Origin of the sequence: Streptomyces sp. NRRL F-6676, from assembly GCF_000725625.1 — a bacterium.
GTDB lineage: Bacteria > Actinomycetota > Actinomycetes > Streptomycetales > Streptomycetaceae > Streptomyces.
The window spans coordinates 124324-144448 of the sequence record NZ_JOHS01000008.1; the positions used below are offsets into that span (position 1 = coordinate 124324).

Sequence of the window (20125 nt, forward strand, 5' to 3'; positions counted from 1 at the left end):
ATCGGTCGTCGAGGAAGGAAAAACATGAAGATGTGGTCCCGAAAGGCATGGTTGTTGCTCAGTGCTTTAGCGCTGAGCCTGGGTACGGTTCTCGCTGCCCCGGCGACCTCCGCATCCGCGCTCAACGGAGTTGCCTGCGACGAAGACGGCTATCTGCGCATCTGGTACACGTCGTGGACCTCCGACGGTTTCGAATACCAGGCCAGCTATTGCTGGGCCAATGCGGGCGAGGACGACCAACTTTATGTTCCGCGCGTCACGCACCTGCACTCCGGCAACAATGCCGGTTACGTCATCATCGACGAAAGCAGGAGAATTTCTTTCGGGAAGTGGTGGTCCGGCGACCTTTCGGGTGCTGTGACCTTCCTCCACATCGACTGATCCGCACGTCGGCGGACGGCAGCTCCGTCGAGGGAGCCGATGGCCGGCCGGTGCACCGAGCGCCGGCCGGCCACCACCTCGTCGTGGACCGCCTGCTAGCAGTGCAGCCGCGCCTCCGCCCAGTCCGCGTGGTCCGAGTCGTTGCCGTCACCCGCGTCGCTCACGACCAGCCGCACGACCTCCGCGCCGCTCACGTCCGCCGACACCGCCCGCGCCGGCATCGCGTTGGTCAGTGTCTCCGTGGACGCGACCTCCTTTCCGTCCGCCCAGACGGAGAACGTCACCGATCCCCGGTCACCCTTCTCGTCGTCCACGCCGACCTCGGCCGTGACCCGCTCGCACCGCTTCGCGGTGTAGAACTCCACCGCGCTCTCCGCGTGCACGCCGAGCCCGGTCCCGTACACCACCCCGCCGATCGTCAGCGGATGGCCGTCGCCCGCCGCGTCCTCGCCGTTGCTGGTGTTGCGTTCGACCGGCCCGTACCCGTTCATGGCGGACAGCCACGGCAGGTCCCCCAGCGACGAGGTCCCCGCCGGTGGCGGTACCGCCACGGTCGCCGTCACCGGAACCGCCATGCGCACTCGCGTTCCCGTCGGCGACCGGTAGGCCGCCCGCACCGTGAGGTCGTACGCTCCCGTCGCCGCCCCCTCGGGCACGCTCACCCGCCACGACGTGCGCAGGGGGTGGCCCGTCCGGAGCGCGGCCGTCCGCGTCGGCGACAGCGCCCGTACCGCCCAGCCCGCGGGCCCGTCGAGCGACACGGAGGCGTCCAGGCCGGGCGTGCGGCCGAGGCCGTCCAGGACCGAGGTGAGGTCCACCGTGGCGCCCGCCTGTGTCAGCGTGGAGCCCTCCAGGCCGAGTTCGGCGGCGGGCGGGTACTGCGGCCAGTGCCGGTCGGCCGCGACGCGGACGAGCACCGTGCCGTGCGCGGGCACCGTCGCCGCGATCGTGCCCGCCGTACCGCGGGTCTCGTGCCGCCACAGGTCCCGCACCGTGTAACCGGCCGCCCGGGGCAGTCCGACGGCCGCGGCGGTCGTCGCGATGCGCTGCGCGCTGCCGCTCTCGTTGAACAGCGCCACCGCCCTGCTGCCGTCCTTCATCTCCTTGGCGACCACCCAGCGCCCGTCCTCGGACGTCACGACCGTGCCCTGCTTGCCCAGCGGGTCCTGGTCGACGGCGACGACCTCCTTGTTGCCGAGGATGTCGAGGGTGGCGTCGGAGGCGGTGCGCAGGTCGGAGCCGATGAGCAGCGGTGCGGCCATGACCGACCACATGGAGAAGTGCGTGCGGTACTCGGTGTCCGTCATGCCGCCGTTGCCGACCTCCAGCATGTCCGGGTCGTTCCAGTGCCCGGGTCCGGCGTACGGGGCGAGCGGCAGGTTCTTCTTGAGGATCGACAGCATGGAGCTCCAGTTGTCGCTGATGTCCCCGGTGGTGCGCCACAGATGGCCGACGTCCGCCGCCCACTCCCAGGGCTTGTTCTCGCCCCATTCGCAGATGCTGTAGACGATCGGGCGGCCCGTCGTCTCGGTGGCGTCCTTCAGCGCGTCGCGCATCGTGGTGTACCGCTGCTTGGCGTCCACGCCCTGGTTGTTGCAGTTGTCGTACTTGAGGTAGTCCACGCCCCAGTCGGCGAACTGCCGGGCGTCGCTGTACTCGTGGCCCAGCGCGCCCGGGAAACCGTCGTTGCTACAGGTCTTGGTGCCCGCGCTGGTGTAGATGCCGAGTTTGAGGCCCTTGGCGTGCACGTAGTCGGCGACCGCCTCGATGCCGTGCGGGAAGCGTGCCGGGTCGGGCACGAGCTTGCCGTCCGCGTCGCGGGCGGGCAGGGCCCAGCAGTCGTCGAGGTTGACGTACTGGTAGCCGGTGTCCTTCAGGCCCTTCTCGACGAGGATGTCGGCGATCCCCTCGACCATCTCCTCGTTGAACTCGGCCCGGCACTGCGTCGAGTTCCAGTTGTTGAAGCCCATGGGCGGGGTCGCGGCGAGCCCGCCGACGAGGGCGGGGGAGCCGGCGGCCGTGGCGGGGGAGGCGGGTGGCGCGGCCGACGGGGCGGCGGTGGCCGGCGGGGCCGTCAGGGCCGCCGCGCCCAGCAGGACGCCCGCGGCCAGCAGGACGCCCGCGGGCCTGCCGGTCGCGGCTCTTCTCGTACGGGGTCGGTCGGTGGTGCCGGACAGGTGACGCATCGTTACGTTCCCTCCGTCTCTGCCGAGGGCGCGGTGCGGCGTCGGGTGGCGCCGCTGAGCGCACCGGGGCAGGAGTTCTGCATGCTCGCGTCAATACGTGTGCGGTTACGGTAGACCGTGTTGGACTCTGTTGGAAGTGTCCGGGCGTCGGCCTGCCGGGCCCCGTCGGATCGCCCGCCCCGGCGTGACCTTCGGCGCCGCGCGCAGTTGAGCCGGGCATGAAGAAGCGCAGCATGCTCGCCATCGCCTCCCTGGCCACCGGGTTCGTCGTCGCGGCGATCTCCCCCTCGCACTCCGCCGACCACGGCGTCCTCGGCGACCTCAACGTGGACGACGCCCTCAGCGCCGTCGACCACACCACCCTCAGCCACGACAGCCTGGCCCCGGCCGACAACGCCCCCGAGCACAACGGCTGACCGCGCCCCTGGCGCACGGCGCCGGTGCCCCGCCCGGGCACCGGCGCCGTCGTGTGCGTGGCGGGGTCGCTGCCCGGGCCCCCCGGGGCTCCCTCATCAGAAGCGGGTTTCCGTGGCAGGGTGGAACGGGCAAGCCACAGGGGGCCGAACAGAAGAGGGGGAAACGTGATCGTCTGGGTCAACGGCGCGTTCGGTGCGGGGAAGACCACCACCGCACGGGAACTGATCGACCTGATCCCGAACAGCACGCTCTTCGACCCCGAGGTCATCGGTGGCGCGCTCACACAGCTGCTGCCGCCCAAACGCCTCGCCGAGGTCGGCGACTTCCAGGACCTGCCGATCTGGCGGCGGCTCGTGGTGGACACCGCTGCCGCGATGCTGGCCGAACTGGGCGGTGTCCTGGTGGTGCCGATGACCCTGCTGCGCCAGGAGTACCGCGACGAGATCTTCGGCGGCCTCGCCTCCCGGCGGATTCCGGTCCGCCATGTCCTGCTCGCCCCGGCCGAAACGATTTTGCGGGAGCGAATAGCCGGGCGGGAGGTCCCGCCGGACCTCCCCGACGGAGAGATGCGGATCACCCAGTGGGCCCTCGACCACATCGAGCCCTACCACGCGGCCCTCGCCGCCTGGCTCACCGCCGACGCCCACACCGTCGACACGAGCCACCTCACTCCGCACGAGGTCGCCCTGCGGATCGCCGAGGGGGTGCGCACCGGCGACGTCCCGGTCCGCGACATCGTGCAGACCCCCCAGCCGACCGCCGAGACCGTCGCCGCGGGTGTCCTCCTCTTCGACGAGCAGGACAGGGTGCTGCTCGTCGACCCCACGTACAAGCCCGGGTGGGAGTTCCCCGGCGGCGTCGTCGAACCGGGGGAGGCCCCCGCGCGGGCCGGGGTGCGCGAGGTCGCCGAGGAGACGGGGATCCACCTCGCCGACGTGCCCCGCCTGCTGCTCGTCGACTGGGAGCGGCCCGACCCGCCCGGCTACGGGGGGCTGCGGCTGCTGTTCGACGGGGGCCGGCTGGACCCCGGCGAGCGGGGCCGGCTGCTGCTGCCCGGCCCGGAACTGCGCGCATGGCGCTTCGTCACCGAGGACCAGGCCGCCGAGCTGCTCCCGCCGGTGCGCTACGCCCGGCTGCGGTGGGCGCTGCGTGCGCGGGAACGGGGTTCGGTGCGGTATCTGGAGGCGGGGACGCCGGTGGGGTGAGGGGCGGCCGGGTCCCACGGGACCGGCCGCCCCCGGGCCCCTGGGGTTCGGGGCTCTGGGGTTCGGGGCCCTGGGGTCCGGGGCTCTCGGGGTGCGTCGGCGGCTGCGCGTGGGTGCGTGGTCGCTCGCGCGGTTCCCCGCGCCCCTGGGCCGGCCGGGGCGGGCCGGGGTTCAGGACGCGGCCCCGGTCGTCCCAGGCGTGGCCGGTTCGCCGGCCCGCAGGGCCTGGGCCGGCCACTACGGTGGCCCGTCCGGCCCGTCCGGCCGGCGTGCTGTGCGTCGCCTGGGTCGGCAGGGCGCGGTCGGGTCGCCGCAGTGGACCGTGCGGTGTCAAGGGGGCGCCGGGGAGCGTCCGGTCGTCTTCGAGGCGGCGGGTCAGTGCCCCGCGTACGCGCGCAGGAACAGTGCCTCGGCGACCGACAGCCGCTCCAGTTCCTCCGGCGAGACGCTCTCGTCGAGCGCGTGGATCTGCGCCTCCGGCTCGCTCAGGCCGATCAGCAGGATCTCCGCCTCCGGGTACAGCGAGGCCAGCGTGTTGCACAGCGGGATCGAGCCGCCCTGCCCCGCGTGCTGCATCTCCTGGCCGGGGTAGGCCACCGCCATCGCCTCGGCCATCGCCGCGTACGCCGGGCTGGTGGTGTCCGCGCGGAACGGCTGGCCCTGGCCGATCTGCTCGACCGTCACCCGCGCACCCCACGGCGTGTGGTTCTCCAGGTGGGCCCGGAGCAGCTTCGTCGCCTCCACCGTGTCCATGCCCGGCGACACCCGCAGGCTGACCAGAGCGCGGGCGCTCGCCTGCACCGACGGGGTGGCGCCCACCACCGGCGGGCAGTCGATGCCGAGGACCGTGACGGCCGGGCGCGCCCAGATGCGGTCGGCGACCGTGCCCGAGCCGATCAGCTCCACGCCGTCCAGGACCTTGGCGTCCTCGCGAAACTGCTCCTCGTCGTATTGCAGCCCCTCCCAGCGGGCCTCGCCGTCCAGGCCGTCGACCGTCGTGGAGCCGTCCTCGCCGCGCAGCGAGTCCAGTACCCGGATCAGCGCGGCCAGGGCGTCCGGTGCGGCGCCGCCGAACTGGCCGGAGTGCAGATTGCCCTCCAGGGTGTCGACGCCGATGCGCAGCAGGGTCATGCCCCGCAGCGTCGTCGTCACGGTCGGCAGACCGACCCGGAAGTTCCCCGAGTCGCCGATCACGACGGCGTCGGCCGTGAGCAGCTCCGGGTGCTGCTCGGCGTACCGTTCCAGGCCGCCCGTGCCCTGCTCCTCCGAACCCTCCACTATGACCTTGACGTTGACCGGCACTCCGCCGTTCGCCTTCAGCGCCCGCAGCGCGAGCAGATGCATGATCACGCCGCCCTTGCAGTCCGCCGCGCCCCGTCCGTACCAGCGGCCGTCGCGCTCGGTCAGCGTGAACGGCGGCGTGCTCCAGGCGGCCTCGTCCAGTGGCGGCTGCACGTCGTAGTGGGCGTAGAGGAGCACCGTCCGGGCGCCGGCCGGGCCCGGCAGATAGCCGTACACCGACTGCGTGCCGTCCGGGGTGTCGAGCACCGCCACGTCCTCGAAGCCCTCGGCGCGCAGCGACTCGGAGATCCAGCGCGCCGCGGCCTCGCTCTCGCTCCTGGGGAACTGGTCGAAGTCCGCCACCGAACGGAAGGCCACCAGTTCGGTGAGCTCCTCCCTCGCCCTGGGCAGCAGCGAGGCGACGGTCTCGGCGACCGGATTCGACGACATGGGCATGCTCCTTGTGGGTGCGACGTTGTACTTCCGAGAACTTCTGTTTGTCTGTGATCGTGTGGTGTGCGAACGCCGACGGTTGTGCGCTGCGCATACGCTGCCGATCCTCCCACAGCGGTCCGGGCCCGCGGCCACCGTAGGATGCGTGGGACAGGTGCGGCAGGCGGCTTGATCGGGAGCAGTAGACCATCGTGAGCAGCGAGAACTCTTCGGCGGAAGGCACGCAGCGGGTGTGGGACGTGGTCGTGGTGGGTGCGGGGCCCGCCGGGGCCTCGGCCGCCTACGCCGCGGCGGTCGCGGGACGCAGCGTGCTGCTGCTGGAGAAGGCGGACCTGCCCCGGTACAAAACATGCGGCGGCGGCATCATCGGCCCCTCGCGGGACACCCTGCCGCCCGGCTTCGAACTGCCGTTCAAGGACAAGGTGCACGCGGTCACCTTCTCGAACAACGGCCGCTTCATCCGCACCCGCCGCTCCCGGCAGATGCTGTTCGGACTGATCAACAGGCCCGAATTCGACCAGCAGTTGGTCGAACACGCGCAGAAGGCGGGTGCGGAACTGCGCACCGGCGCCACCGTCGTACGGGTCGAACAGCACGGCGCGGCCGTGCCCGACCGGCGTACGGTCGCCGTCGTCCTCCAGGGCGGTGAGACGGTGCTGGCCCGCGCCGTCGTCGGCGCCGACGGCAGCGCCAGCCGCATAGGGGCGCACGTCGGCGTCAAACTGGACCAGGTCGACCTCGGCCTGGAGTCGGAGATCCCCGTGCCCGAGACCGTCGCCGAGGACTGGAAGGGCCGGGTGCTCATCGACTGGGGCCCCATGCCCGGCAGTTACGGCTGGGTCTTCCCCAAGGGGGACACGCTCACCGTCGGCGTGATCTCCGCGCGCGGCGAGGGCGCCGCCACCAAGCGCTACCTGGAGGACTTCGTCGCCCGGCTCGGCCTCGCCGGCTTCGAACCCAGCGTCTCCTCCGGCCATCTGACCCGCTGCCGCGCCGACGACTCGCCGCTCACCCGCGGCCGCGTCCTGGTGTGCGGGGACGCGGCGGGGCTGCTGGAGCCCTGGACCCGCGAGGGCATCTCCTTCGCCCTGCGCTCCGGACGGCTCGCGGGGGAGTGGGCGGTACGGATCTCCGAGGCGCACGACGCGGTGGACGCCCGCCGCCAGGCCCTGAACTACGCCTTCGCGATCAAGGCCGGGCTGGGCGTGGAGATGAGTGTCGGCAAGCGGATGCTGAAGGCGTTCGAACGCCGTCCGGGGCTGTTCCACGCGGCCCTCACCGGCTTCCGCCCGGCATGGAAGGCGTTCACCGACATCACCCGGGGCGCCACCACACTGGGCGAGCTGGTCCGCAACCATCCGCTGGCCCAGCGGGCGCTGACGGCGTTCGACCGGTAGACGGGCCGGCCCCGCACGCCCCCGTCACACCCGTACTGCCTGGGGAGTACCGGATACCCGTACTACCGGGGGAGTACCGGCGCTCGCCCCGCCAGGGTGACGCCGCGCGCACCCGGCGCCGTCTAGCGTGACGGGCATGAGGGAGCGACGCAGGCGGGCCCCGGCACGGTGGCCCGCGCCCTGGTCCGGGCTCTGGTCCGGGCCGCCCCGGTGGCGCGGCACGGACGGCGGCCGGCCAGGAGGCGGGGGCGCCGGGAGTGCCGGGGGCACCGGGGGCGCCGAAGACGCCCCGGGCACCGCTGGTGCCGTCGGCGCCGGCGCGCCGGCCCCGGCCGGCGGTCACCGGCTGCCGTGGCCCTCGACCGTGTTCCTCACCGTCGTCGTGCTCGTCGGCACCCATGCCGCCGCGCAGGGGCAGCGGGGCGGCGGACGTGCGGAGCTGGACCCGTTCGCGCTGCTCCTCCTCCTGCTCGCCTGCGGAGTACTGCTGTGGCGGCAGCGCCACCCGGTGGCCGTCGTCTTCACCACGGCCGCGGTGGTCGTGGTCTATCTCGGCGCCGGTTATCCCTACGGCCCGGTGTTCCTGGCGGTCGCCGTCGCCTGCTTCGGCGCCGTCGTCGCCGGACACAGACGGGCGGCCTGGGCGGCGGTGGCGATGCTGTGGGCGGGGCACGTGGTGGTGGCGCACTGGCTGTACCGTCTGCTGCCCCCCTCGGGGGACCCGGCCGCCTCCTGGGGACAGGAGGCCGTCGTGGCCGCCTGGGTGGCGGCGGTCGTCGCGGTCGGCGAACTCATGAGGCTCCGGCGGGAACAGTGGGCCCGCGAGCGCGCCGAACGCGCCCGGGCCGCCCGGCGCCGCGCCGACGAGGAACGGCTGCGGATCGCCCGTGAACTGCACGACGTCCTCGCGCACAGCATCTCCGTGATCAACGTCCAGGCGGGCGTGGGCCTGGCACTGCTCGACTCCGACCCCGAGCAGGCCCGCACCGCGCTCACCACCATCAAGTCGGCCAGCAAGGAGGCGCTGGGGGAGGTGAGACAGGTGCTCGACACCCTGCGCACGCCGGGCGACGCGCCCCGGGCGCCGGCGCCCGGCCTGGACCGGCTGCCGGAACTGGTCGCGCAGGCGGCCGACATGGGCCTGACGGTCGAGGTCGAGGGCGCCGCGCCGAGGCTGCCGCCCGGCGCCGACCTGGCGGCGTTCCGCATCGTGCAGGAGGCCCTGACCAACGTCGTACGGCACTCAGGCTCCCGGCACGCGCGGGTACGGCTCGACCCCGCGCCAGGCGTCCTGCGGCTGCGGATCGACGACGACGGGCCCGCGACCGGCACGGACGCCGGAGGCAGCGGCAACGGCCTTGCGGGCATGCGCGAGCGGGCCGCGGCGCTCGGCGGCACCATCGAGGCGGGCCGGCGTCCGGACGGCGGCTTCCGGGTGCTCGCTGTGCTGCCCCTGCGCGTACCCCCGGCCGACGGTGCTCCTGAGCCCACCGACGCCCCACCCGAGGAGGAACGGTGATCCGCGTACTGCTCGCCGACGACCAGTCCCTGGTCAGAGCGGGATTCAAGGCACTGCTCGACGCGCAGCCGGACATCGAGGTGGCGGGCGAGGCGGCCGACGGGGAGGAGGCCCTGCGGGCGGTGCGCGCGCTCGGACCCGACGTCGTCCTGATGGACATCCGGATGCCGCTGCTCGACGGCCTCGCCGCGACCCGCCGCATCACCGGGGACGCGCGGCTGGGCGGGGTCAGGGTGATCATGCTGACCACCTTCGAGCTCGACGAGTACGTCTTCGAGGCGATCCGCTCCGGCGCCTCCGGCTTCCTCGTCAAGGACACCGAGCCGGCGGAACTGCTGCGCGCGGTGCGGGCGGTGGTCGAGGGGGACGCGCTGCTGTCGCCCGGGGTGACCCGGCGGCTGATCGCCGAGTTCGCCGCCCGCTCCAAGGAACCCGCGGCCGCCGCGTCGCTCGCCCGGCTCACAGAACGCGAACGGGAGGTGATGGCCCTGGTCGGCCTGGGACTGTCCAACGAGGAGATCGCGCGCCGCCTCGTCGTCAGCCCGCTGACCGCCAAGACGCACGTCAGCCGCACGATGATCAAACTGGGCGCCCGCGACCGCGCGCAACTGGTCGTCCTGGCCTACGAGTCGGGGCTGGTACGGCCGGGGTGGCTGGGATGACGGATGCCACGGCGGCCGTCGCCTCAGCCGATGGCCGACGTCTCCCGCCAGAGGCCGGCGAGCGCGGTGTCGCCGGTGACGGAGGGGACCGGAGCGCGATTCCACAGGGCGAGGTGGAGGACGGCCGCGGGCCCGGCCAGCTCGCAGTCGGCGTCGGCGGTCGCGCCCCGCTCGGTGACCGGGGGTGCGGGGGAGAGCCGTACGGTCCACATCGCGTCCGGCACATCGGTGGCCCGTACCCGCAGGACCCGCGGCTCCGGCGTCCGCACCCGGCTGCGGGAGCGGGCGTGGAAGCCGCGCAGCAACTCGTCGATGCCGTCGGCGGCGAACGCGGGCGCGAAGCCGTGCGCGGGGTCCATGGCGACGGCGGCGGGCGCGGCACCGCGCGCGGCCTCGGCGTCCACGCGGTGCACGGCCGTCTCGTGCGCCTGCCGCCGCGCCCAGAAGGCGACCGGGGCCGCCGCGCCGGGCAGGAAGGTCCAGCACCGCAGATCGGCCGGGGCGGCGGCGAGCGTGTCGACGAGCCGGCGGTGGCCGTCGCGGTACCAGGCCAGGAGCGCGTCCCCGGTCAGGTCCGGGGCCTCGCCCTGGGGGCGGGGAGAGGTGTGCGCCTCGGCGACGAACGAGGTGGCCCAGCGGTGGATCGCGCCGGTGTGCGCGAGCAGGTCGCGCACCTGCCAGCCGGGGCACGTCGGCACCTCGGCCTCCGGGCCGGTCTCCTCGGCGATCTCGCCGAGCAGCCGGCCCTCGTGGTCGAGCGTCTCGAGGAAGCGGGTGGTGTCCATGGGCGCAGTCTGACCGACGGCCGCCGCCGGGCGGCAGGGGGAGGCGCGGGCCGGCAACGCCTCGGTCGGACGGCGGCGTGGCGTCGGAACGGTCGGTGCCGGGGCCCGGCCGCGTCAGGACCGGGTCGCGTGGCGGGTGACGACGGCGATGGCGGCGGCCACCGCGGCGAGGAGGGCGACGCTGGTGAGCGCGGTGGGCAGGGAGAACCAGTCGGCCATGAAGCCGATCGCGGGCGGACCGAGGAGCATGCCGCCGTAGCCGAGCGTGGACGCGGTGGCGACGCCGTCCGGACCGCCGAGCGCACCGGCGCGTTCGACCGCCGTGGGGAAGATGTTGGCGAGCCCGAGCCCGGTGACGGCGAAGCCGAGGAGGGCGGCCCAGACGGAGGGGGCGAGCGAGCCGAGCAGCATGCCGCCCGCGGCCGTCGCGCCCCCGGCGACCAGGGTCCGGGTCCGGCCCAGCCGTTCGAGGAGCACCGTCCCGGTGAGCCGGCCGACGGTCATGGCGAGGGCGAAGCAGGAGTACCCCACCGCGGCGACGCCCGGTGCGGCCTCGAGGTCCTGCTCCAGGTGGAGCGCGCCCCAGTCGGCCATGGCGCCCTCGCCGTAGGCGGTGCACAGCGCGATCAGACCGAAGGTGAGGACGAGCCCGCGGGTGCGGGCGCCCGAACGCGCCGGGGCCCGCCGGTCCTCCGGCGCGGGCTCCGGGGGCCGCGGCGGTTCCTGGCGCAGCAGGGCGCGGCCCGCCACGGCCGTCACGACCAGCCCGATCACGGTGAGACACAGCAGGTGCTGCGTCGGCGTCAGCGACCCGGCGACCAGGCCGCCGAGCCCCGCCCCCACCATCCCGCCCAGGCTGAAGGCGGCATGGAAGCTGGGCATGATCGGCCGCCCCAGCGCGGCCACCAGGTCGACGGCCGCGCTGTTGAAGGCGACGTTGATCCCGCCGTAGGCCGCGCCGAACACGCACAGCACCGCGCCGAGCGCCCAGGCCGAGTGGGTGAGCGGCGGCAGGGCGATGCTGAGCGAGAGCAGTACGGCGCAGACGACGGTCACGGGATGGCTGCCGAAGCGGCGGCAGAGGCGGCCGGTGAGCGTCATGGTGACGACGGCCCCGGCCGAGACCCCGAGCAGCGCCAGCCCCAGCGCGCTCGCCGAGGCGCCGGTCTGCGCCTTGATGGCCGGGATGCGCACGACCCACCCGGCGAAGACGAAGCCGTCGAGGGCGAAGAAGGCGGTCAGAACGGTACGCAGACGGACGAGGTCGGTCCTGCTGCCCGGCACGACGGTGTGCGAACGGGCTTTGTTTATGAGCGGCACAAAATCAGACTAGGAGGCGGCGTCGGCACGGGGCAAGGGAGCCGCGAGGCGCCGACGGCGCGGTGGGCACCGCCCCGCCTGGCCCCGCCCGGTGCGCACGGTTACTTCTTGACGGCCTTCAGGACCACGAACTTCGGGTCGCTCGCGACGAGTTCGCTGTTGCCGAACAGGCGCCGCAGGGTGACGTGGTGGCCGAGATGCCGGTTGCCGACCACCCACAGCTCGCCGCCCGGCCGCAGGGCGCGGCGGGCCTGGGCGAACATACGGCGGGCGGTCGCGTCGGTGGTGGCCTGGTGGGAATGGAACGGGGGATTGTTCAGCACCAGGTCGGCACTGGCCGGCGCGGTGTCCGCGAGGCCGTCGCCGACGAGGAACTCGGCCCGGCCGCCGGCGCCCGCGTTCTCCCGGTACGCCTCCGCGTTCTCCCGGTACGTCTCCCTGGCCGACGCCACGGCCTGGTACGACTCGTCGACGAACAGCACGTCGGCGCCGGGTTCGGCGAGTGCCGCCGCGGTGCCCACGATCCCGTTGCCGCAGCCGAGGTCCACCACGCGCCCGCCGGCGCGGGGGCGCGGCAGGTGACGCAGGAAGAAACGGGTGCCGATGTCGAGCCGGTCGGCGCAGAAAACCCCCGCGTGGTTGGTGACCCGGCGCCCCGACAGCACGCCGATGCCGTCGGGCAGCGCGTAGCGGTACGGCCATGGGCTGGGTCCCCGGTCCAGGTCCGGGTCGGGGGTGCAGTGGATCAGCCGGGCCTTCTGCTCGGCGAGCGAGGTGCGGGTCGGGCCGAGGATCCGCTCGAAGGTCCGCAGCGTCGAGGTGTGGATCTCCTTCACCATGCCGGCGCCGACGACGACCGTGTCCCGGTGCAGGGCCGGGGCGAGCCGGTGCAGCTGGTCCTCGAGCAGGGCGAGGCTCTTCGGCACCCGGACGAGGAGGACGTCGACCGTGTCCGGCGGGTCGTCCTGGGTGGTGAGCAGGCGCACGGCCGCCGGATCGACGCCGGCGCGCGCGAGATTGGCGAGGGTGGCCTGCCGGGCGAGGAACGAGTCGGTGACCTGGACGGGGTGGTGCGGAGCGAGGGCGGTGGTGAGCGCGCCCCACCGGTCGCCGAGGACGAGGACGGTGCCGGCCCCCTCCGGGACGCCGGTCGCCGCGAGGTGGCGCAGCAGATACGCGTCGGCGGCGTCCCAGGCCCGCAGCCGGTCGCGGGGGTCCGCGGGGAAACGGGTGAGGTGGTACGTGCCCTGGGGGACGGTCATGGGGTCGTTCATCGCGGGGCCAGGCTATCGGAGCGGCGAGAGGAGCCGCGGGCCGGCGCCCTCGGCTCCGGGGCGGGGGCTGCGCCCCCGGGCCTACGGGGGAGGGGAGCGCGGTGGGTCGGCGGATACGGGGCGGGGTGGCTGGTCGCGCGGTTCCCCGCGCCCCTCAAGAGACCGGGGGCCGCCCCCTGCCGGCATGCGGCTCCGCCGCGTGGGCGCGAAACGGGGCGGGACTCCCGTGCGGGGGGCGAGGAACCCCCTGGGGCGGCGCCGCCCCGTCCGCCCGGATCATGGGAGACTCGCCCTCATGAGCGGCAAGGCGGCCCCGCGCGCGGCGGGGGAAGGGAACACCCGGACACGACTGGACCGGGGCCGCGGCGCCCTCGGCCCCGCACTCGAACTCGTGCACACCGGCCGCGCCCCCACCCGCGCCGTCCTCACCGCCGCCCTCGGCGTCACCCGCGCCACCGCCGGCGCGGTCGCCGCCGAACTCGAGGCGCTCGGCCTCATCCGCGTCGACGCCCACCCCGGCGCCGCCGCCGGCTCCCAGGGCCGCCCCTCGCACCGCCTGGAGGTCGCCGAGGACGGCCCCGTCGCCCTGGCCGCCCAGATCCACGCCGACGGCTACCGCGCCGCCCTCGTCGGCCTCGGCGGGCGCATCGTGGCCACCGCCCCCGGCTGCGAGACCGTCGACCCCGACCCGGCGAAGGTGCTCGGCTCGGTCGTCGAGGCCGGCGCCGACCTGCTCCGCGCCACCGGCCTGCGCTGCGTGGGCGCCGGCCTGGCCGTCCCGGCCGCCGTGGCCGAACCGGAGGGGCTCGCCCTCAACCCGATGCACGTGGACTGGCCGGCCGGCGCCCCCGTACGGGAGATCTTCACGGACCTCGTGCGCGCGGCCGGCCTCGAAGGCCCCGCCTTCGCCGCCAACGACGTCAACCTCGCCGCCCTCGCCGAACACCGGCACGGCGCCGGCCGCGGCGCCCGCGACCTGCTCTGCGTGGCCACCGGGCACCGCGGCGTGGGCGGCGCGCTGGTGCTCGACGGACGGCTGCACAGCGGCAGTTCGGGACTGGCCCTGGAGGTGGGGCACCTCACCGTCAACCCCGAGGGCCGCCCCTGCCACTGCGGCAGCCGCGGCTGCCTGGACGTGGAGGCCGACCCGCTGGCATTCCTCACCGAGGCGGGGCGCGACCCCGGCCCCGAACTCTCCCTGCTGCAACAGGCCAACGACCTGATCCGCGCCCACCACGCCGACGACCCGGCCGTCCGCGCCGCCACCGAGGCGCTCATCGACCGGCTGGGGCTCGGTTTGGCCGGGCTGGTCAACATCCTCAACCCCGACCGGATCGTCCTCGGCGGCTTCCACCGCACCCTGCTGGACACCGACCCCGACCGGCTGAGCGCCGTCGTCGCCGACCGCAGCCTGTGGGGGCGCAGCGGCGGCGTGCCGATCCTGCCGTGCACCCTGGACCACAACAGCCTCGTCGGCGCGGCGGAACTGGCCTGGCAGCCGGTCCTGGACGACCCGCTGACGGCACTCGCGGGAAGCTGAGGCGGGCCAGGGCCCGGCGTTCATTGCCGGCCTTGCTCACCACTGCCGGCCGCGCGGCAACCGGTCCCTCCCCGGTGCCGAAAGGCGCAGCACCCGGAAGACGTCGCCGTCCGTCTTCGGCGCCTCGTCCTCCCAGAGCGAGAACCGCACCACCTCCCAGTGCCGGGAGTCGACGGCCACCGCCGCGCACACCGCGCCGTCCAGCGAGACCAGCAGCCCCGCCTCGTGCATGACCTCCTCCGCCACCTCGCCGAGGGCGATCCCCTCGGGCACCGGCCTGCGGTGCCGCACCGCGACGCGCGCCCCGGCACCGGCGACCGGGCTCTCCTCGTACCAGAGCCCCGTCCACTGCCGGACGGACGGCCGCCCGAAGTCGTCGACGAGCCCCTGGAACGGGCCCCCGTACAGGAAGGCGTTCATGCCGCGCGCCTCGTGCCACAGGTAGAACGGCGCGTACTGGTTGACCGGCGAGCCGTCCACGCCGCGCTCGCGCACGAGGTACGCCTTGAAACCGAGACCCGCCCAGTCGTCGAGCGCGTGCCCGACGCGGGCCACACGGTTCCGCACGATCCCCATGTCGTAGTCGGCGGGCAGGGTGATCTCGTACTGCATCGCCTGCATCACACGTCTCCCCGGTCGGCGGGCCGCAGCAGGGCGAGCAGCCCGCGCACTCCGGCGTCGAAGGCGGCCGGGGAGCCCGACGCACGGGCCAGGACGTAGCCGCCCTGGACCGTCGCCACGATCGTCGCCGCCACCGCCTCGGCGTCCAGCGACGCCGCGAACTCCCCCTGTTCCCGGCCCTCCTCGACGATCCCGGCCAGCTCCCCGCGCAGCCAGTCCAGCGTCTCGTCGACGGGCGCGCGCAACGCGTCGCTCGCGATCACCTCCGGGTCCATGGTCAGCCGGCCGACGGGGCAGCCGCGCAGGACGTCACGCTCGCGCCGCAGATACGCCGCCACGCGCGCGTACGGCGTGCCGGGTCCGTGCAGGACGCCGGCCGCGGCCGCCCGCATCTCCTCGGCGGTGCGGCGGATCGCGGCCAGCGCGAGGTCGGGCTTGCCCTTGAAGTGGTGGTACATGCTGCCCTGGCCGGCGCCCGCGCGCTCCAGGATCGCCTTGGGGCTGGTGCCCACGTAGCCGCGCTCCCACAGCAGGTCGCGCGTGGACTCGACGAGTCTCTCCGAGGTACTCATACGGCGACTGTACATACCAGTAGTTACAGAGATCCAGAGGGCCGCGCCGTACCCGCGTACTCCCCGCGCGGTACGCACACCGCCGCCGGCCGTACGACGACGCGGAACTCCTCCCGGAGCGAAGCTCAAGACATCACAACGGGAGCCCGGGAGCCCGAGAGCCCGAGAGCACTGAGAACACCGAGGAGATGACCGAGATGCAGACCCTGGCGCACTGGGACGGCGGGCCCGGCCCGTGGATCCTGTTCTTCCCGCTGATCTGGGCGGCGGTCGTGGTCGCCGGCGTGACGCTGCTGCGCCGCACCGGGTGGCATGGGCGCGGCGGCCCGTGGCGTTCCCTGGACGCCGGCCGGCCGAGGGGTGACTCGCCCCTCGCGGTACTCGGCCGCCGGTTTGCCTCCGGCGAGATCGACGAGGACGAGTACTGGCGCCGCGCCTCCGTCCTGGAGGAACACTTCGGCCCCGCCGGCAAGCCCCACGGCACGTGAGGCCCTGCCGACCGGCGGCTGTCGCGGATTCCCGCGGGGGTGGCGCCGGTGCGCCTGCCGGGCACGGCCCGGCGGCAGCTGGTCGCGCGGTTCCCCGCGCCTTGGAGGGCGCGGGACCCGGCCGGTGGTGACCACAGCGCCGCGGCCACCACCGCACGACCCCGGCGGCGCGCGGCGCCGTCACCCCGGTACGGCCGCCCGCTCCCCCCGGTGCCCGGCGGCAGCCACCGCCGCGACCCCCTTCGCGTCCCCGGACGCGAGGCTCGGCACCGACACCACCGGCGCGCACGCCGACAGCGCGAACCACACCACCTTTCCCTTCTCCCCGTCCGGCCGCACGCCCCAGCTCTCGCTGAGTTCGGCGACCATCGCCAGCCCCCGCCCGCAGGTGGAGCCGGGCTCCGCCTCGCAGACGGCGGGCAGCCGGGGGTCGTGGTCGTGCACCGAGACCGTCAGACGGTCGAGCAGCAGCTCGATCTCCACGGTGCACGTCTTGTCGGGCTCGGCATGCCGGTGCACGTTGGTGAGCAACTCGGTCACGCCGAGCGTGGCCCGGTCGATGAGGGCATCGAGATGCCAGTAGCGCAATTGCGCCGATACGATTCTGCGGACCTGTCCGATCCGCGACGGCAGGGCTTGGAGCTCCACCGTGCAGTGCCTGCTTGGCTGGCTGATCACGGCTGCGACTCCCCGAATTGAGGTCCGGAAGAAGACGAGAACGGATCCTGCGTGGTGACCGCGTGTAATAACGCCGCCTGGTGCTGCGCGGCCCGCGTCCGGCGGCCGCTGTGGCGCGGCGGCCGCGTACGACGGCCGTCCGCTGATCGGGGCGGCCGGTACCCGCGCCGCCTGGCTCGGGGCGGCTTCCGTACGTCGGCCGCCCGCTTGTCGTGGCCGGCGGGCTGGTTCTTCAGCGTGATCGCCGGTAAACCCAGAGTGACGTGTGACCAGAGTGACGCACGGGGTCCGGATGCGCAACTCGCGAACCGGCCCGCTCGCCGACCGGTTCCCCGACCGCGGAACCGGCGCACTCGCGAGCCCGTGCGTGCACTCGCGCGCCGGTGGCCCGATGCCGTGCGCCCCTGGTCCCGAGACGCCACGCACCTCGGCCGCGCGGCGGCCGGCGCCGCTCAGCGGTCGCGGCCCGCCGCCCTGCGGACCGCCTCGATGAACCGCCGGGCCGACGGCGGCCCCGGCGTGCCCGGGGCGGGGTCGCTCTCGCCGAGCGTGAGCGAGTACCGGGTCCCGCCCAGGTCCGCGTGCGCCCGGTCCTCGGCGCCGAACCACGGCCTGGACGCACGCACCGTCTGCACCGGCGCGCTGTCGATCTCGCTGCCGTAGCTGGTGAGCAACCGCACCCTGCCGTCGCTGATCCGGATCTGCCCGGCCCGGGTCAGGGACCGCAGCCCCTTGCCGATGCGCACGCCTCTGGCCGTGAACTCCGGTTCCGGCATGGTGTTCCGCCCCCTCGTGCCTGGGTCGTCCTTCGCCGTGCAGTCTGCCCGCGCACGGCCCCGAGCACCAGTGCGCATCAAGGGTGCACCGCGCACCACCGGGCGCACACGCGAAAACGCGCCCCCGCGCCGTCCGCCCCCGCCCCCCAGCACCGCCTTTGAGCGGCCCAAAGGTGTGTTTATGCAGGTGAGAAGCGTGTGGAAGGTGTCTATCATCGAGTCGTCCGACCGCGCGGAGGCGGCCTCGGCGCACCGCGTAAGGAGTCCCGGCGTGAGTACCACCCCCACCCACCGGCCCGTCGCCACCCTCGACGTCGACCGCACCGACGTGCCCTACCGCGACTGGCTCAAAGAGGCCGTCCGCAAGGTCCAGGCCGACGCCAATCGCTCGGCGGACACGCACCTCCTGCTCTTCCCCCTGCCCGAGCACTGGGGCATCGACCTGTACCTCAAGGACGAGTCGACGCACCCCACCGGCAGCCTCAAGCACCGGCTGGCCCGCTCCCTCTTCCTCTACGGACTGTGCAACGGCTGGATCCGCCCGGGCCGCCCGGTGATCGAGGCGTCCAGCGGCTCGACGGCCGTCTCGGAGGCGTACTTCGCGAAACTGATCGGCGTGCCCTTCATCGCGGTCATGCCGCGCACGACGAGCGCCGAGAAGATCCGCCTCATCGAGTTCCACGGCGGACGGTGCCACTTCGTCGACGACTCGCGCACGATGTACGAGGAGTCCGCCCGCCTCGCGGCGGAGACCGGCGGCCACTACATGGACCAGTTCACCTACGCGGAACGGGCCACGGACTGGCGCGGCAACAACAACATCGCCGAGTCCGTCTTCCGCCAGCTGGAGCGGGAGCGCTTCCCGGAGCCGGCGTGGGTCGTCGCCACGGCCGGCACCGGCGGCACCTCCGCGACCATCGCCCGGTACGTGCACTACATGCAGTACGACACCCGCGTCTGCGTCGCCGACCCGGAGAACTCCTGCTTCTTCGAGGGCTGGACGACCGGCGACCCGGGCGTCGTCTGCGAACGGGCCTCACGCATCGAGGGGATCGGCCGGCCGCGCATGGAGCCCAGCTTCGTGCCGGGCGCCGTCGACCGCATGATGAAGGTGCCGGACGCGGCCGCCGTCGCCGCCGTGCGCGCGCTGGACCGCGCGATGGGCCGCAAGGCGGGCGGCTCCACGGGCACCGGGCTGTGGAGCGCGCTGAAGATCGTCGCGGAGATGGTGGCCGAGGGGCGGCGGGGGAGCGTGGTCACCCTGCTGTGCGACCCCGGGGACCGTTATCTGGACAAGTACTACTCGGACACCTGGCTCGCGTCGGAGGGACTGGACATCGCCCCGTACGCGGCCGCGATCGACACCCTGCTGACCACGGGGGTGTGGCCGGACTGAGCACCGGCCGCGAGAACGGGTGTTCGGCAGCCGGTAATCGTCCGGCGAAGGCCGGACGCGGCGGTCGGCCGCAGCCGCCCGGCTCCGCGCCTCAGCCCGACTGCTCCGCCTCGTCCGGCCCTTCCCGGTCCGCCGCCTCGCCCGCCGCCTCGCTCGCCGTCTCCGGCTCCCCTGCGACCACCAGCCGGTCCAGATGTTCCGCCATCTCCGCCCGGGCCTCGGCCGGCAGCCCGGAATCGGTCACCAGTGTGTCCACCTGCTCCAGCGTGGCGAACGAACTCAGGCCCACCGTGCCCCACTTGGTGTGGTCGGCGACCACGACCACCCGCCGCGCGGACTGCACGAGGCGCCGGTTGGTCTCGGCCTCGGCCAGGTTCGGTGTCGACAGACCGGCCTCGGCGGATATCCCGTGCACGCCGAGGAACAGCATGTCGAAGTGGAGCGCCGCGATCGCCTGGTCGGCCACCGGGCCCACCAGCGAGTCCGACGGCGTGCGCACCCCGCCGGTCAGCACCACCGTGGCCGCGCCCTGCCGCCGGCCCATGGCGCGCTGCGCGGAGTGGAAGACGTCGGCCACCCGCACCGAGTTGGTGACGACCGTCAGATCCGGCACGTCCAGCAGATGGTGTGCCAGCGCGTACGTCGTCGTACCGCCGGAGAGCGCGATCGCCGTGCCCGGCGCGACCAGTTGGGCCGCCGCCCGCGCGATGTCCTCCTTGGCGGTCAGCTCCAGGCCGGACTTGGCCTCGAACCCGGGTTCGTGCGTGCTCGCCTCGACCACCGGGACCGCGCCGCCGTGCACCTTCTCCAGTACGCCCTGGCGGGCCAGCGCGTCGAGGTCCCGGCGGACCGTCATGTCGGAGACGCCGAGCTTGCGCGTCAGTTCGTTGACACGGACGCCGCCGCGGCGGCGTACCTCGTCGAGGATCAGGGTGCGCCGCTGCTCCGCGAGCAGGTTCTGATTCTCGCTCACGTCCGCTGCGGATCCTTTCCTCGTCCGACTCCGGCCCGTCCTTCGGCGCACCGCCCGCCGCACGGCGTCCACACCGGCTCCCGACAGGCACGGCCGAGGGGCGGCGGTGGCGAAGGACGTCCCATCCTCGCACGGCCCACCGACATCCGCGCCACCGCCCGGTCGTCTCCGTCCGCCCTCCCCCCGCCCCGTTGTCCGCGT

The 20125-nt window shown here is 74.0% G+C and carries 19 protein-coding genes; 9 read left to right on the forward strand and 10 right to left on the reverse strand.

The window, feature by feature from the left end:
- Positions 1–24: 24 nt before the first annotated feature.
- Complete coding sequence (locus tag IO29_RS07270; RefSeq protein WP_030377879.1) at positions 25–381, forward strand: hypothetical protein; 357 nt, start codon at positions 25–27, stop codon at positions 379–381.
- Between the two features lie 95 nt (positions 382–476).
- On the opposite strand, the gene IO29_RS07275 is transcribed toward IO29_RS07270, so the two are convergent.
- Positions 477–2567: an NPCBM/NEW2 domain-containing protein gene (locus IO29_RS07275; protein ID WP_078618097.1), complete on the reverse strand. Its 2091-nt coding sequence runs from the start codon at positions 2565–2567 to the stop codon at positions 477–479.
- Between the two features lie 218 nt (positions 2568–2785).
- On the opposite strand from IO29_RS07275, the gene IO29_RS07280 reads away from it, so the two are divergent.
- Both IO29_RS07280 and IO29_RS07285 read left to right on the forward strand, forming a co-directional pair.
- Positions 2786–2983: a hypothetical protein gene (locus IO29_RS07280; protein WP_030377881.1), complete on the forward strand. Its 198-nt coding sequence runs from the start codon at positions 2786–2788 to the stop codon at positions 2981–2983.
- Between the two features lie 165 nt (positions 2984–3148).
- Entirely contained in the window at positions 3149–4189 is a 1041-nt protein-coding gene (locus IO29_RS07285; RefSeq protein ID WP_030377882.1) for an NUDIX hydrolase, read from the forward strand.
- A 375-nt stretch (positions 4190–4564) separates the two neighbouring features.
- Here IO29_RS07285 and IO29_RS07290 read toward each other — a convergent pair whose 3' ends face one another.
- Positions 4565–5920 (reverse strand): dipeptidase, encoded by a 1356-nt coding sequence (locus IO29_RS07290; protein ID WP_030377883.1) that lies wholly within the window; start codon positions 5918–5920, stop codon positions 4565–4567.
- A gap of 194 nt (positions 5921–6114) precedes the next feature.
- On the opposite strand from IO29_RS07290, the gene IO29_RS07295 reads away from it, so the two are divergent.
- From IO29_RS07295 to IO29_RS07305, 3 genes are all read left to right on the forward strand, one after another.
- The gene (locus IO29_RS07295) at positions 6115–7320 is read left to right on the forward strand and encodes a geranylgeranyl reductase family protein (protein ID WP_030377884.1); all 1206 of its coding nucleotides are present in this window, start codon (positions 6115–6117) and stop codon (positions 7318–7320) included.
- A gap of 136 nt (positions 7321–7456) precedes the next feature.
- A complete protein-coding gene (locus IO29_RS07300; protein WP_030377885.1) occupies positions 7457–8839 on the forward strand; it encodes a sensor histidine kinase in 1383 nt (460 codons plus the stop codon).
- A complete protein-coding gene (locus tag IO29_RS07305) occupies positions 8836–9501 on the forward strand; it encodes a response regulator (RefSeq protein ID WP_030377886.1) in 666 nt (221 codons plus the stop codon). Before IO29_RS07300 ends, IO29_RS07305 begins: the two co-directional genes overlap by 4 nt.
- Positions 9502–9524: 23 nt before the next feature.
- Here IO29_RS07305 and IO29_RS07310 read toward each other — a convergent pair whose 3' ends face one another.
- The 3 genes from IO29_RS07310 to IO29_RS07320 all read right to left on the reverse strand — a co-directional run bounded on the left by IO29_RS07310 (position 9525) and on the right by IO29_RS07320 (position 12880).
- Positions 9525–10286, reverse strand: coding sequence for a maleylpyruvate isomerase family mycothiol-dependent enzyme (locus IO29_RS07310; protein WP_030377887.1), 762 nt, complete (start codon positions 10284–10286; stop codon positions 9525–9527).
- Between the two features lie 114 nt (positions 10287–10400).
- Positions 10401–11570 carry an MFS transporter gene (locus IO29_RS07315; RefSeq protein ID WP_030377888.1) on the reverse strand — a complete coding sequence of 390 codons (1170 nt, stop codon included), beginning with the start codon at positions 11568–11570 and terminating at the stop codon, positions 10401–10403.
- A 137-nt stretch (positions 11571–11707) separates the two neighbouring features.
- On the reverse strand, positions 11708–12880 hold the full coding sequence (locus tag IO29_RS07320; protein ID WP_199806846.1) for a methyltransferase: 1173 nt from the start codon (positions 12878–12880) through the stop codon (positions 11708–11710).
- Between the two features lie 295 nt (positions 12881–13175).
- Here IO29_RS07320 and IO29_RS07325 point away from each other — a divergent pair, with 295 nt between their 5' ends.
- Positions 13176–14420 (forward strand): ROK family protein, encoded by a 1245-nt coding sequence (locus IO29_RS07325; RefSeq protein WP_030377890.1) that lies wholly within the window; start codon positions 13176–13178, stop codon positions 14418–14420.
- A gap of 36 nt (positions 14421–14456) precedes the next feature.
- On the opposite strand, the gene IO29_RS07330 is transcribed toward IO29_RS07325, so the two are convergent.
- Positions 14457–15041: a DUF4865 family protein gene (locus tag IO29_RS07330; protein WP_030377891.1), complete on the reverse strand. Its 585-nt coding sequence runs from the start codon at positions 15039–15041 to the stop codon at positions 14457–14459.
- Positions 15041–15613 carry a TetR/AcrR family transcriptional regulator gene (locus IO29_RS07335; protein ID WP_033224699.1) on the reverse strand — a complete coding sequence of 191 codons (573 nt, stop codon included), beginning with the start codon at positions 15611–15613 and terminating at the stop codon, positions 15041–15043. The genes IO29_RS07330 and IO29_RS07335 overlap by 1 nt, the downstream gene beginning before the upstream one ends.
- A gap of 197 nt (positions 15614–15810) precedes the next feature.
- Between IO29_RS07335 and IO29_RS07340 the strand changes: the two genes are divergently transcribed.
- On the forward strand, positions 15811–16101 hold the full coding sequence (locus IO29_RS07340) for an SHOCT domain-containing protein (protein ID WP_030377893.1): 291 nt from the start codon (positions 15811–15813) through the stop codon (positions 16099–16101).
- Between the two features lie 180 nt (positions 16102–16281).
- Here IO29_RS07340 and IO29_RS07345 read toward each other — a convergent pair whose 3' ends face one another.
- Both IO29_RS07345 and IO29_RS07350 read right to left on the reverse strand, forming a co-directional pair.
- Positions 16282–16779, reverse strand: coding sequence for an ATP-binding protein (locus IO29_RS07345; protein ID WP_030377894.1), 498 nt, complete (start codon positions 16777–16779; stop codon positions 16282–16284).
- A gap of 452 nt (positions 16780–17231) precedes the next feature.
- The gene (locus IO29_RS07350) at positions 17232–17555 is read right to left on the reverse strand and encodes a hypothetical protein (RefSeq protein WP_030377895.1); all 324 of its coding nucleotides are present in this window, start codon (positions 17553–17555) and stop codon (positions 17232–17234) included.
- Between the two features lie 271 nt (positions 17556–17826).
- On the opposite strand from IO29_RS07350, the gene IO29_RS07355 reads away from it, so the two are divergent.
- Positions 17827–18951 (forward strand): L-cysteine desulfhydrase Cds1, encoded by a 1125-nt coding sequence (locus IO29_RS07355; RefSeq protein WP_030377896.1) that lies wholly within the window; start codon positions 17827–17829, stop codon positions 18949–18951.
- A gap of 91 nt (positions 18952–19042) precedes the next feature.
- Here IO29_RS07355 and IO29_RS07360 read toward each other — a convergent pair whose 3' ends face one another.
- A complete protein-coding gene (locus IO29_RS07360; RefSeq protein ID WP_030377897.1) occupies positions 19043–19924 on the reverse strand; it encodes a DeoR/GlpR family DNA-binding transcription regulator in 882 nt (293 codons plus the stop codon).
- Positions 19925–20125: the final 201 nt, after the last annotated feature.